Annotated in this window: 14 protein-coding genes; 11 read left to right on the forward strand and 3 right to left on the reverse strand. The window is 47.9% G+C overall.

What is annotated here, in order from left to right; translation table 11 throughout:
* The first annotated feature begins 174 nt into the window (after window positions 1-174).
* On the forward strand, window positions 175-1,062 hold the full coding sequence (locus tag J4F31_10175; GenBank protein ID MCE2496923.1) for a universal stress protein: 888 nt from the start codon (window positions 175-177) through the stop codon (window positions 1,060-1,062).
* On the opposite strand, the gene J4F31_10180 is transcribed toward J4F31_10175, so the two are convergent.
* Window positions 1,059-1,721, reverse strand: coding sequence for a DUF4197 domain-containing protein (locus J4F31_10180; protein ID MCE2496924.1), 663 nt, complete (start codon window positions 1,719-1,721; stop codon window positions 1,059-1,061). The two genes, J4F31_10175 and J4F31_10180, sit on opposite strands and share 4 nt — an antisense overlap.
* 108 nt (window positions 1,722-1,829) lie before the next feature.
* Between J4F31_10180 and J4F31_10185 the strand changes: the two genes are divergently transcribed.
* From J4F31_10185 to rimO, 7 genes are all read left to right on the forward strand, one after another.
* Window positions 1,830-3,074: a competence/damage-inducible protein A gene (locus tag J4F31_10185; GenBank protein ID MCE2496925.1), complete on the forward strand. Its 1,245-nt coding sequence runs from the start codon at window positions 1,830-1,832 to the stop codon at window positions 3,072-3,074.
* A 65-nt stretch (window positions 3,075-3,139) separates the two neighbouring features.
* A complete protein-coding gene (gene rpmB, locus J4F31_10190; GenBank protein MCE2496926.1) occupies window positions 3,140-3,379 on the forward strand; it encodes a 50S ribosomal protein L28 in 240 nt (79 codons plus the stop codon).
* Between the two features lie 152 nt (window positions 3,380-3,531).
* Complete coding sequence (locus J4F31_10195) at window positions 3,532-4,020, forward strand: hypothetical protein (protein MCE2496927.1); 489 nt, start codon at window positions 3,532-3,534, stop codon at window positions 4,018-4,020.
* Window positions 4,021-4,078: 58 nt separating this feature from the next.
* Window positions 4,079-4,261 carry a 50S ribosomal protein L33 gene (gene rpmG, locus J4F31_10200; GenBank protein MCE2496928.1) on the forward strand — a complete coding sequence of 61 codons (183 nt, stop codon included), beginning with the start codon at window positions 4,079-4,081 and terminating at the stop codon, window positions 4,259-4,261.
* 9 nt (window positions 4,262-4,270) lie between these two features.
* The gene (locus J4F31_10205; GenBank protein ID MCE2496929.1) at window positions 4,271-4,420 is read left to right on the forward strand and encodes a DUF4295 domain-containing protein; all 150 of its coding nucleotides are present in this window, start codon (window positions 4,271-4,273) and stop codon (window positions 4,418-4,420) included.
* Window positions 4,421-4,500: 80 nt separating this feature from the next.
* A complete protein-coding gene (ftsY, locus tag J4F31_10210; protein MCE2496930.1) occupies window positions 4,501-5,472 on the forward strand; it encodes a signal recognition particle-docking protein FtsY in 972 nt (323 codons plus the stop codon).
* Between the two features lie 70 nt (window positions 5,473-5,542).
* Window positions 5,543-6,856 carry a 30S ribosomal protein S12 methylthiotransferase RimO gene (gene rimO / locus J4F31_10215; GenBank protein ID MCE2496931.1) on the forward strand — a complete coding sequence of 438 codons (1,314 nt, stop codon included), beginning with the start codon at window positions 5,543-5,545 and terminating at the stop codon, window positions 6,854-6,856.
* A gap of 203 nt (window positions 6,857-7,059) precedes the next feature.
* Here rimO and rho read toward each other — a convergent pair whose 3' ends face one another.
* Entirely contained in the window at window positions 7,060-8,712 is a 1,653-nt protein-coding gene (gene rho, locus J4F31_10220) for a transcription termination factor Rho (protein ID MCE2496932.1), read from the reverse strand.
* 214 nt (window positions 8,713-8,926) lie between these two features.
* On the opposite strand from rho, the gene J4F31_10225 reads away from it, so the two are divergent.
* A complete protein-coding gene (locus tag J4F31_10225; GenBank protein MCE2496933.1) occupies window positions 8,927-9,340 on the forward strand; it encodes a DUF4293 domain-containing protein in 414 nt (137 codons plus the stop codon).
* 176 nt (window positions 9,341-9,516) lie between these two features.
* On the opposite strand, the gene J4F31_10230 is transcribed toward J4F31_10225, so the two are convergent.
* On the reverse strand, window positions 9,517-10,023 hold the full coding sequence (locus tag J4F31_10230) for a metallophosphoesterase family protein (protein MCE2496934.1): 507 nt from the start codon (window positions 10,021-10,023) through the stop codon (window positions 9,517-9,519).
* Between the two features lie 43 nt (window positions 10,024-10,066).
* Between J4F31_10230 and truA the strand changes: the two genes are divergently transcribed.
* Together truA and J4F31_10240 are read left to right on the forward strand one after the other, a co-directional pair.
* A complete protein-coding gene (gene truA, locus J4F31_10235; protein ID MCE2496935.1) occupies window positions 10,067-10,834 on the forward strand; it encodes a tRNA pseudouridine(38-40) synthase TruA in 768 nt (255 codons plus the stop codon).
* Complete coding sequence (locus J4F31_10240) at window positions 10,831-12,621, forward strand: ABC transporter ATP-binding protein (GenBank protein ID MCE2496936.1); 1,791 nt, start codon at window positions 10,831-10,833, stop codon at window positions 12,619-12,621. The genes truA and J4F31_10240 overlap by 4 nt, the downstream gene beginning before the upstream one ends.
* The last annotated feature ends 571 nt before the right edge of the window (window positions 12,622-13,192 follow it).

The following is a 13,192-nucleotide window of genomic DNA, read 5'->3' on the forward strand; positions in this document are numbered from 1 at the left end:
CCGTTAAAGAGGGGGATTCAATTTCAAGACCTATATTTAATCGTTAGTAAATAATCTTCTGGTCTTAAGCCTTAAGAATTCCGAACCATTAACCCGTCTTTCATTAAGAATTAAAAATTAAGAGTTCAGAATTCTCATCAAAGGTTCTACTTTTGTAGAAAATTTCACACCCCCATGAGCTACCAAAATCCTTTGATCCTCGTTCCAACTGGCTTTTCTCCGCAATCGTTGTCAGCTGTAGATCAGGCCGTAAGTTTTGCAAAGCACACTAAAGGAAAGGTAATGTTGCTGACGGTAACGGAGCCTACCAGCATTTGGAGTGGTTTTTTGGAAAAGGATGAAGAGAATCAACTCATTAGACAAAAGATCGAGGAAAAGCTTCGTTCTTTGGCTGCACAATATGAAGGTCAAGGTGTGGAGATCGTAACGCGTATCGAAGAAGGAACTCCCTATGAAATGATCAAGACCGTAGCCGATGAAGAAGATGCCGACATGATCATAATGGGGACCAACGGTGCGCCTAAAGGAATGCGGAAACGCTTTATCGGGTCAAACGCCATGCGTGTCGTATCCAGCACTCAGCGACCAGTGGTCACGATCAAAGGAGCAGAGCACAACATTGGCATCAAGAACATTATCCTGCCTCTCGATCTTACCAAAGAGACCAAGCAAAAGGTTGGGCATGCCGTTACCTTGGCCAAACTATACGGCTCTACGGTACACGCCGTGAGCGTCATCGACACCAATGATGATTTTGTAGTGAAGCACCTAAAGGCAAACATGCGCCAAGTGCACGATTTCATCGAGAAAGAAGGAGTGAAAGTAATGTCAGATTTCATCAAGCGAATCGGCGATGAGAGCTTTGCTTCGGCCTTGATCCACTATGGAATCGAAAAAGAAGGAGACCTATTTGTCATCATGACCCAAGAAGAGACTAAAGTAAGTGAGTTCTTCGTGGGATCATTGGCGCAAAAGATCATCTATCACTCGCCGATTCCGGTCTTGTCGATCCGCCCGAAACAACTCACCCATACAGTGAGCGGTGGCGGGCTTGGCGTTTAACCGTTACTTCCGAAAACCTTTTTCAAAAGATCCGTGACTCGCTCTTCGGGGTTTTCACGGATCTTTTTTTCTTCCTCCGCGACAAGCAAGAACAGCCCGTCGAGGGTCTTTTGCGTTACATAGTCGTTCAGATCGGGGTTCACATCCTCGGTCATCGGAAGTGCGTTGTACTTGCTCACGATCGGATTCCAAACTGCTGTGACCCCGACCGATTCAATGGCCGCTTCTACATCCGGCTTAAATGCCGCATACAGTTGATCGCGGGTCAGGCGTTCCAAATATTCGGTAGCCGCCCGGTGATTATCGCTCCGTAAAATTCCTTGAGCATCCTGAATACTCATCCTTTTGATGGCGTTCACAAAGATCGGCGTGGCCTTTTTACTCGCCTCGCTGGCCGCAGTGTTCATGGTTTCAATGAATTCGTCGGCCTGAGCATCAAGCCCCAATTGGCGGGCTTTCTGTTCTACTTTTTCCGCCTGCGGCGGGAAGGGGATGCGGAGTCGCCCATCGTTCAAGAACCCGTTTGCCACTGATGCTTGCGCCACGGCACTGTCTATCCCGAATTCCAACGCCTGCTTCAAGGCGTCTGAAATATCGGTTTGTATCAGCACCTGAACGGGCGGGGTTATGGGGTTGTTGAAATCGGGTAACTGAGCCATTCCATCACATGAGATAAGTAAGCCGAAGCTTACCATGAGAACAACGGGTCGACAAAGGAGTTTCATAGCAGTAACAATCTATACTTTTGCACAAAGTAAAGAAAGCGAATGAAATCGGAAATTATTACTATTGGCGATGAGATATTGATCGGACAGATCATCGATACCAATAGCGCGTGGATGGCTCAGCGGCTCAATGAAATTGGAGTTGATGTCGTTCAAATTACTTCGATCAGCGACACTCCCGAAGCTATTGATCATGCGCTGGACGAGGCTCGAACGCGAGCGCAGTTGATCTTGATCACTGGCGGTTTAGGTCCCACGAACGATGATTTGACCAAGCTCACACTGGGTAAATATTTCAACAGCCCTGCCACCTTCAGGGATGAAGTGTTCGAGGATATCGCCAAACTCTTTCGCGAAAAGGGACGAGAGATCACCGAGCTCAACCGGCAACAGGCCGAAGTGCCTGAAGCGGCAAAGGTCATTCGCAATGGTGAAGGTACCGCTCCGGGAATGTGGTTAGATCGCGGTGAATACGTCGTCGTAAGCATGCCCGGTGTGCCCTATGAAATGAAAGCGATGTTTGAGCACAGTGTATTGCCATGGACTACAGAGCGCTTTAAAACGCCCGAGATCGTACACCGAACTATTTTAACGGTAGGTCTACCCGAAAGCATTTTAGCGGCAAAGCTCGAAGATTGGGAAGGAAATCTGCCAAAAGAGGTAAAACCGGCCTACTTGCCCAACGCGGGAAGAGCGCGTTTACGGCTAAGCGCTCGTGGCGAAGACCGCGAGGTGCTTTCGGCAACCATAGACGAACAAGTGCAAAAGCTCCACGAGATCATTGGCAAATACATTTACGGCGAAGGCAATCAAACGCTGGAAGAAGTTGTGGGAATTGAGCTTCGCAAGAGAGGAATGTCGGTAGCAACGGCTGAGAGCTGTACGGGCGGAGCAATTGCAGCAGCACTTACGAGCATTCCAGGAAGTTCTGACTATGTAATGGGCGGAATCATCGCATACAGTAACGAGGTCAAGGTAAATCAACTAGAAGTGCCAGAAAATGACCTGTTGGCGCATGGTGCGGTAAGTGAGTCAATAATTCAGGCGATGGCTCAAGGTGCTCGAAAGAAATTTAAGGCCGATTTTGCAGTTGCCACGAGCGGAATCGCGGGTCCGGATGGAGGAAGCGATGAAAAACCGATCGGAACCGTATGGATCGCCGTAGCAGGCCCACAGCGTACATGGAGCAAAAAATACCTATTCGGAACCAAGCGCAAGCTCAACGTACACTTGAGTGTAAATGCTGCCTTGGCCGCATTGAGAAGAGAAATTTTAGAAACGGTTTGAAAATGTGTGGGATAATGCCGTAATTTGCACTCCATTTTTCGGACGCCTTTTAATATTCGAAGATCATGTCAAGAGTTTGTGAACTGACCGGAAAGAAAGCATTGTCGGGAAACCACGTTTCCTTCTCCAATAAGAAGTCTAAGCGCCAATTCAAGGTAAACTTGGTAAAGAAGCGCTTTTACTTGCCTGAAGAGGATAAGTGGTTAACCTTACGCGTTTCTACTTCTGCGTTGAAGAACATCAACAAGAAGGGTATCACCGCAGTGGTGAAGGAAGCCCGTGAAAAAGGATATCTGACCAAGTAATTGGTTGGTAAATTGCTTACTTTTAGGTCGTTCCGTACCGGGAAGACCTTTTTTTATTTCCACTTTCCTATGAAACGCCTACTGGTCTTCACCTTTTTCCCCTTGTACTTGTTTCGTGCAGCAAAGAGCAGCCCAAGCCATCGGACAGCCAAATGGCTGAATTTCCTTTCGTAAAAGTCGGGAACGAGTCGCGGTATGTAACCACGTTCAATGGTTCGGTTCTGGGTACAGGTTCTACCTTTAAGGTAACGAGTGAGGCGGAAGATCGCTATCAGATCGTATTGACGGCCGCTGGTATTACACAGCCGAGTACGTTGTTCACTGACGGCGCTTGGCTTTATGAGTACAGAATCAATGGCACGGAGTTGAATGCGACCAAGCTTTATAAAAAGAATGGATCGCTGGGTGAAACCTGGGAAGAAGTGGCCGATGGGGATACCATCGTGGGCGTTTTTGTCGGCATTGATGTTGAAGTTACGGTTCCGGCCGGTACTTTTACCGTAGACAAAGTGGCGACAGTGGAGAAGGAGACGACCGATACGAGCTACATATACATCTCGCCGCAGGCGGGAATCGTAAAGCAAGAACAGCAAGTTCCGGGCTTTTCATTGAAGCTCGAGTTATACGAGAAAAACTTCTAACTACTTGGTGTAGTTTTCATTAATTAATTATCTTTGCACTCCTTAAAAAGACAGGACCATGGCGAAGAAAGGAAATCGCGTTCAAGTAATTCTCGAGTGCACGGAGCATAAAGAGAGTGGTATGCCCGGAACGTCTCGTTACATTTCGACGAAGAACAAGAAGAACACTCCAGACCGTTTGGAGTTGAAAAAATACAACCCGATTTTGAAGCGGATGACTGTTCACCGCGAAATTAAATAATAAAGAATTATGGCTAAGAAAACCGTTGCAATCCTACAGAGTGGTGAGTCTAAGAACTACACCAAAGTGGTCAAGATGGTCAAATCTGACAAAGGTGGTTACACCTTTCAGGAAGAAATGGTGGCCAAGGATAAAGTAAACGACTTCTTTAACAAGTAAGTCGAAGCCATGATTGCATTAAGCCATCTACCCGTGTAGGTGGCTTTTTTTTTGGGATATTTGCCTCAATTTCAAGGGTTATGAGTTTATTCAAGCGCATTTTCTCCGGCGAAAAGAAAGAATCGCTGGACAAGGGACTAGAAAAGTCGAAGGAAAGTGTTTTCTCAAAGCTTTCGCGTGCTGTTGCAGGTAAATCAAAAGTCGATGCCGAAGTGCTCGACGACCTGGAGGAAGTATTGGTTACTTCGGACGTGGGTGTTGGCACGACCATCAAGATCATCGAACGTATTGAGGAGCGCGTATCCAAGGATAAATACCTCGGTACTGCTGAGCTCAACCAGATGCTTCGTGAAGAGATCGCGGGGCTATTGGCCGAAAATGAAGGAGAAGAGTACACGGAAATCTCAGTACCGCAGGGAGTTAAACCATATGTGGTCATGGTGGTTGGAGTGAATGGAGTAGGGAAGACCACGACCATCGGAAAGCTGGCCAAGCAGTTCAAGGATAAAGGACTCAAAGTAGTCCTGGGTGCAGGTGACACCTTTAGGGCAGCCGCCATTGATCAGCTGAATATTTGGGCCGAGCGGGTAGATGTGCCAATCGTAAAACAGAAGATGGGATCAGACCCTGCTTCAGTGGCGTACGACACACTACAATCGGCCTTGAAGCAAGATGCTGATGTGGTATTGATCGATACCGCGGGTCGACTCCACAACAAGATCGGTCTCATGAACGAGTTGGCCAAAGTGAGAAAGGTGATGCAAAAACTCATTCCCGACGCCCCGCACGAGGTGTTGTTAGTGCTCGATGGATCCACCGGACAAAACGCAGTAGAACAAGCGCGTCAGTTCACCAAAGCTACTGAGGTTAATGCCTTGGCCATTACCAAGCTCGATGGAACCGCAAAAGGCGGAGTAGTGATCGGCATCAGCGACGAGTTTAAGATCCCGGTCAAATACATCGGGGTCGGCGAAAAGGTCGAAGATCTCCAGGTATTCAACAAGTTTGAATTCGTGGATTCGTTCTTTAAAAGTCCAGAGTCCAAAGCTTAGAGTCCCGGGCTTTTCGCTCTACACTCTGTGCTTTAGACTTCTTCAATAACTGAAAAAAATAGAGTTCCATTTGAGAACAAAACAACTATATAAGAACACCATTAACGTCGTCACCTTGGGTTGTTCCAAGAACGTTTATGACAGTGAAGTATTGATGGGCCAGCTCAAGGCAAATGAGATGGACGTGCGTCATGAGGACCCTAAGGAAGAGGGTAATATCGTGGTGATCAATACATGTGGGTTTATCGACAACGCCAAGGAAGAGTCGGTGAACACGATTTTGTACCATGCCAAGCGCAAAGAAGAGGGGCTTATCGATAAAGTGTTCGTTACCGGATGTTTGAGTGAGCGCTACAAGCCGGACCTCGAAAAAGAGATTCCGAACGTCGATGAGTACTTCGGAACGCGTGATCTTCCGCGTTTACTGAAGGCCTTAGGGGCCGATTACAAACACGAGTTGGTAGGAGAACGACTTACGACGACTCCGGCTCACTTTGCTTATCTGAAGATCGCGGAAGGGTGCGATCGCCCCTGTTCGTTTTGTGCCATACCTTTAATGCGCGGAAAGCACATTAGTAAGCCAATTGAAGACCTTACGAAGGAAGCCGCGAATCTCGCCGCAGGCGGAGTAAAAGAACTAATTCTCATTGCTCAAGATCTTACTTACTATGGTCTTGACCTGTACAAAGAACGCCGTTTGGCCGATCTGCTGAAGTCATTGGCGAAGGTTGAGGGCATCGAGTGGATTCGTTTGCACTATGCTTTTCCTACGGGATTTCCGGAGGATGTGCTCGACGTGATTCGCGAAGAGCCTAAGGTGTGCAACTACATCGACATTCCGCTCCAGCACATAAGCGATCCGGTATTGAAATCGATGCGTCGTGGAACTACGATGGAAAAGACCAACCGATTGCTCGATGATTTCCGCGAGAAGGTGCCGAACATGGCGATCCGTACGACGCTCATTTGCGGCTACCCGGGAGAAACCGAGGAGAACTTCCAGGCGCTTAAGCAATGGGTGGTCGATCAACGCTTCGAGCGACTTGGCGTATTTACGTACAGCCACGAAGAGAATACCCACGCATTCAAGCTCGAGGACGATTTGCCGGACGAGGTGAAAGAAGATCGTGCCGCACAGATCATGGAAGTGCAGCAGCAGATCTCTGCCGAAAAGAATGCGGACATGGTCGGAAATACCTATCGCGTTTTGTTCGATCGCAAAGAAGGCGACTGGTTCATCGGGCGTACCGAATTCGACTCACCCGACGTCGATAACGAGGTGCTCGTCGATGCTCGCGAACACTATATCCGCATTGGCGACTTTGCCAACGTGCGCATCACGGAGGCTTTAGATTTTGACCTTTATGGGGAAGTAATCGAATAGAGTTCTTAGGTCTTAGTGTTGAGTTCTTCGCCTGCTCTAGGCTCAAAACATCGAAAGACTCGTCCGATTACTATCGGAAACAAAAAATCCCGCCAGTACAGCGGGATTTCCTTTTTTATCATTTCTGCCTACGGCAGGATTTGCATCTTTAGTGGAACCTAGCTCTTCAACCAAGAACTAAAAACTCAAAACTAAGAACTAAATCAACCGTTCATCGACACCAAGAACTCCTCGTTCGACTCGGTACGAACCAAGCGATCGCGCAAAAATTCCATGGCTTCGACCGGATTCATATCGGCCAAGTGCTTGCGGAGGATCCACAAACGCTGAAGAACGGCATCGTCCAAGAGCAAGTCTTCGCGACGAGTACTTGAGGCTACCAAGTCGATAGCTGGGAATACGCGCTTGTTCGCGATCTTACGGTCGAGCTGCATTTCCATGTTACCCGTTCCTTTAAATTCCTCGAAGATCACCTCGTCCATTTTGGATCCGGTATCGATTAAGGCAGTAGCGATAATGGTCAATGAACCACCGCCCTCGATGTTACGTGCAGCTCCGAAGAATCGCTTGGGCTTGTGTAAGGCATTGGCATCCACACCACCCGAAAGTACTTTTCCGGAAGCGGGCTGAACAGTATTGTATGCACGAGCCAATCGCGTTATGGAGTCGAGTAAGATCACTACGTCATGACCACATTCCACCATCGCCTTGGCTTTTTGCAATACGATATTCGCAACGCGTACGTGACGATCGGCCGGCTCATCGAAAGTTGAAGCGATTACTTCACCCTTTACGCTGCGGGCCATATCCGTAACCTCTTCAGGTCGCTCGTCTATGAGCAATACGATCTGATAAACCTCCGGATGATTATCGGCGATCGCGTTGGCGATCTCCTTCATCAACATGGTCTTACCGGTTTTCGGCTGAGCAACGATCAATCCGCGCTGTCCTTTACCGATCGGTGAAAACAAATCAATGATCCTATTACTTACCGAAGGTTTGTGTCCGCCCGTAAGGTTGAACTTCTCATCGGGGAAAAGCGGAGTCAAATGCTCAAATGCCACGCGATCGCGTACATAACCTGGGTCACGACCATTGATCTTCTCGATCTTCACCAACGGGAAGAATTTCTCTCCTTCTTTCGGTGGGCGAACTTGGCCTTCCACGGTATCTCCGATCTTGAGACCAAATAATTTGATCTGGCTTTGTGATAGGTAAATATCGTCGGGCGAACTCAAGTAGTTGTAATCCGATGAACGCAAAAACCCATAACTGCCGGGCATCATCTCCAACACACCCTCAGCGCTGATGATTCCATCGAGTTCGATTTCCTCTTCTTTCTTCTTTTGCTGCTGACGCTGTTGATTCTGGTTGCCGCCTTTGTTGTTATTGTTCGAATCGTTATTGCGATTACCCCGGTTTGCGCGATTGTTGTTGTCGTTGTTGCCGCTGTTATCGCTCTTTTGATTGCGAGTAACGCGATTGTCGTTGTTGCCATCGCCGTTGCGATTTCCTCGATTAACCCGGTTATTATCGTTGCTTTTGTCGCCGCTTTTGTCGTTTTGATTATCCCGATTTCCGCGGTTATCGCCTTTGTTATCTCGACCTTCGTTGTTATTGCTCTTGTCGTTGTTGTTTGCACGACCGCCGCGATTGCCGTTATCCGACTTACTATCGTCCGTAGTGGATTCAACAACGACGGCTTTAACTTTGGCCGGGCTTTCGGCCTGAACGTCGAGAATTTGATAGATCAAATCCATTTTTTTGAGCTTCGTAATGCTCTTTACGTTTAATTCTTTTGCAATTCCTTGCAATTCAGGGAGTTTCATCTCCTTTAATTCCAAAATATCGTACATGGAATGTGTGTTAGGTAATGTTGGAATCCGACCGGATTCGCTTATTTCAATCGTACTGATCTTGTATAAAACAGGAAGTAGGTGGAAGCGAAGTGCTTCGTAGGTGATGCAATAATACAAAACATTCGAAACAAATTCACGGAGTCTTATATTTTTTATTTCGCCCTGCGGGCGGATGAAAAACTCTTATTTTTACTGGCCTAAATCGGAAAACATGCTCCAACGCATTCAAACCATATACCTTGTCGCTGGTATCCTTTGGACCACATCCCTAGGGTATTTGTCGGACATTTTAATCGTCGATGGCTCCTCAGTAGAATTATCGTCCAATCCTTTGGTGACCGGATTATTGGCCATTATTGTAGTGTTATTCGCCGTGGCGATAGCCATGTATCGAAACCGCAACCTGCAAGTAAACGTAAACCGGGTGAATATACTGTACAACCTAGTGCTCTTTGGCGGTGCCGCGTACTTCGCTTATTATCACAGCCCGCGGATCAACGGACTCAACGCCCACCTCGATGCAGGCGCTATAATCCCGGTAATTAATGTGGTTCTTCTCACTTTGGCCAATAGAGGAATTATGGCCGACGAAGAGTTAGTGCGATCACTCGACCGCTTGCGCTAATAACTCTTTTTCAGTTTTGGTAAACCAACGCTCATTTGGGATAGGCCTGATTCCATTCCATCCGGAGTCCATTTCCTCGCGCTTTGCGCGAATATTCTATGCCCTGGCCGAAATTGAATCGACCGGCACGAGTCTAAATAAGCTAAGCTTAAGGCTTCGATTAAATAAAAATCTGGTCAAAACCAAGAGCCTCTTTTTCCCAGCTCTACGACTTCGAGATCTTTAATATCGGCTCCGTCTATGGTAAAGCGCAGCATTGTGCGCAATTTGTGAAAACCGTGAATGCCCGCCGCACCCGGATTCATATGTAGTAGCTCGAGGTCTTTATCGTACATCACCTTTAAGATGTGGCTGTGCCCCGCAATGAATAACTTGGGCGGATTCGCCTTTATGGTATCGCGAACTTCGCGACTGTACCTTTTGGGGTAACCGCCGATGTGGGTCATCCACACATCAACCTCCTCGCACATGAATCGATCGTGCAGCGGCCAGTGGGCGCGTACGGTATGGTCGTCGATATTGCCGAATACTGCTCTGACGGGTTTTATTTCTTCCAAGCGGTCGGTCACTTCGATAGGCCCGATGTCGCCCGCATGCCAGATCTCATCGCACGGCCTCAATAGCTCCAACATGCGGTCGTCGACATGCCCGTGGGTGTCCGAAAGTAGTCCAATTCGTTTCATGCGGGAATGATACCTTTGCAAACGTACTCAAAACAGCCCTCCTTTGCGCTACTTCGTTCAATTGAGCTATGACGGCACGCCATTTCACGGCTGGCAAGTTCAACCCAATGCCAAATCGGTACAAGGAACCTTGACGGGCAGCCTATCGAAATTGCTCGATGAGCCCGTAGAGATCATCGGGGCCGGGCGAACCGACGCCGGAGTACACGCTCGTAAGATGATCGCGCATTTCGATGCCGGAAAGCCTTTACATGATAACCTCGTATTTCGATGGAACCGATTCTTGCCACATGAGATCGCAGTGGAACGAATCTGGCCGCTAGGCCATATCCCAGGTAAAGAAGGACGCGGAGCTCATGCTCGTTTCGATGCGACCTCCAGAGCGTACGAGTATTGGATCGCGCGACGGAAAGATCCATTCATGACAGATCGGGCTTGGACGTGGCACGGAGCACTCGACATTGCCGCCATGCAGACTGGCGCCGAAGTGCTCAAGGAGTACACCGATTTTGAGAGTTTTTCACGTTCAAATTCCGACGTTCATACTTTTAACTGCCGGATCTACGAGGCCTATTTCGAAGAGCGCAACCATGTGCTGGTCTTTACGATTCGCGCCGATCGTTTCTTGCGGAACATGGTACGCGCCATTGTGGGCACTCTGCTCGAAGTAGGGCAAGGGAAACGTACATTGGACGACTTGCGCGAGACCATCGAAAAAAAAGATCGAACGGTGGCCGGAACATCGGCGCCCGCTTGTGGTTTATACTTAATTGACGTGGCTTACCCGCCCGAATACACCCCTAGTTCATGAGTGATTCCAAAGCGACCGGTAAAGCCTTTGACCTCGGCCTTTTGCGCCGAATTCTCAGCTATGCCAAGCCATACAGCGGCACCTTTTACCTAGGCCTTGGACTCACCCTTTTGATCTCGGTACTTTCCACTTCGAGACCTATTTTCATTCAGTATACCATTGACCATTTCGTGGCACCTAACGAAGGCGAGCCGGATCCGCAGTGGTTATTGTACATGATCCTCATCATGATCGGGATCCTCATCGTCGAGAGTCTATTGCAGTTCGGCTCCATCTACATCACCAACTGGTTGGGGCAAAATATCATCGTGGATATGCGTAGGCAACTGTATCGCCATATCCTCCAGTTCAAAATGAAGTATTTCGATCAAACCCCCATTGGGACCTTGGTCACAAGAGCGGGGAGTGATATCGAAACCATCGCGAATATTTTCAGTCAAGGGATCATCGTGATCTTCGGAGACCTTTTTAAGTTGGCGGTGGTACTCATAACCATGTTCGTGTATAACTGGCGCTTGGCTTTGCTCGCGCTGGCCGTCATGCCTTTGTTGATATTCGCGGCTCGACTCTTTCAAAAGGCCATCAAGAAGGCCTTCAGCGATGTTCGTACTCAAGTGACGCGATTGAATGCCTTTGTGCAGGAGCACCTTACCGGAATGAAGATTGTGCAGATTTTTGGCCGGGAAGACCAGGAATTCGAAAAATTTCAGGACATCAACCGCGAGCATATGAAGGCCAACATCCGTTCGATATGGCAATTCAGCATTTTCTTACCAGTCGTTGAGATCAGTTCGGCGATCTCGATCGGTCTCATCGTATGGTGGGGTGGGCTCCATGCAGCCCTTGAGGATGGCGTTACCCTCGGTGACCTGATCGCCTTCATTCTGTTCGTGAACATGATGTTCCGCCCCATTCGCCAGCTCGCCGATCGTTTCAACACTCTGCAAATGGGCATGGTATCGAGCGACCGCGTATTCAAGGTTCTAGATACTGATTTTCAGATTCCAAATAATGGGAGCCTACGGCTCGATGAAGTTCGAGGAAACATCCAGTTCGACGAGGTCGTTTTTGGGTATAACCCCGACGAGCCTGTCCTCAAGGGAATCTCGTTCGAGGTTAAAAAAGGACAAACGTTGGCCCTTGTCGGTGCAACGGGAGCCGGAAAGACCTCCATCATTAATTTGCTCAGTCGCTTTTACGAGATTCAGTCGGGTAAGATCACCATCGATGGGGTGGACATCCACGACGTTGAACTCGAGAATTTACGGTCGCATATTGCCGTGGTGCTCCAAGATGTTTTCCTATTCAGCGACTCTATTCACAATAATATTACGTTGAACGAAGATATACCGGCTCAAAAGGTCGAAGAAGCGGCTAAGATCATTGGCGTGGATGAATTCATCGATAGTTTGCCCGGCGGGTATGATTATAATGTACGTGAACGAGGCGGAATGCTTTCGGCGGGCCAGCGACAACTCATCTCATTCCTCCGTGCCTACGTTAGTGAGCCGAGTATTTTGGTTCTCGATGAGGCAACGAGCTCGGTTGACACACACACGGAGCAGTTGATCCAGCATGCCATCGACAAGCTCACCGAAAACAGAACCTCTATCGTGATCGCCCACCGCCTTGCGACGATTCAAAAGGCCGATCAAATCCTAGTGTTGGAGAAAGGCCGCATCGTTGAGCGCGGAAATCATCAGGAACTCCTCCAGCAAAACGGCAAATACAAGGAGTTGTATGAGCTTCAGTTCGAGAGCGAATTACTGGAAGGGCGGCGTTCATAGGCCCTGCTTGCTTATGTAACCATGAACCATGCTTGTTCATTTCAATGGGAAAATTGGAGGTTCCAAATTTTGGTAAACCATTATCCATTACCCAATCCCCAAATTGCACTAGATTCTTAATCGACTAGCTTCCGTACGATGATCAGGCGGTAATCTATGTTAATAGAATAATTGCTTTCTTTTTCGTGAAAGGTGTAGACAAAGGGTTGATCAGCTATGTGAACTAATTGACCTTGATCATCTAAGGTGTCTAATAGAGTATTCACTTTCTTTTCAGAATCTTGAATACAAACCACCATTAATGAGTCCTTCGAGAGTGAAGTTAAGATGTGCTTGATTAGACTGACTTCCTTTTTCCTATCCTTTTTCTCGAAGTGAAACATGCTGTCCAAAAGAACGATGTCAAATTCACCGAATCGATTGAAGGTGTAGATGTCCTCTGTATTAGCCCCTTAAAAAGCTGGACAGATTTTCTGAAACAGTTTAGGAAATTTAAATTTAGAAGATTATCTCAAAGAGAAGAACGTTTACCAAGGAGAAGAAGCTCGAGATTTTGCGTTACGCAGAAGAG

It is taken from the genome of Flavobacteriales bacterium, from assembly GCA_021296215.1.
Lineage (GTDB): Bacteria > Bacteroidota > Bacteroidia > Flavobacteriales > ECT2AJA-044 > ECT2AJA-044.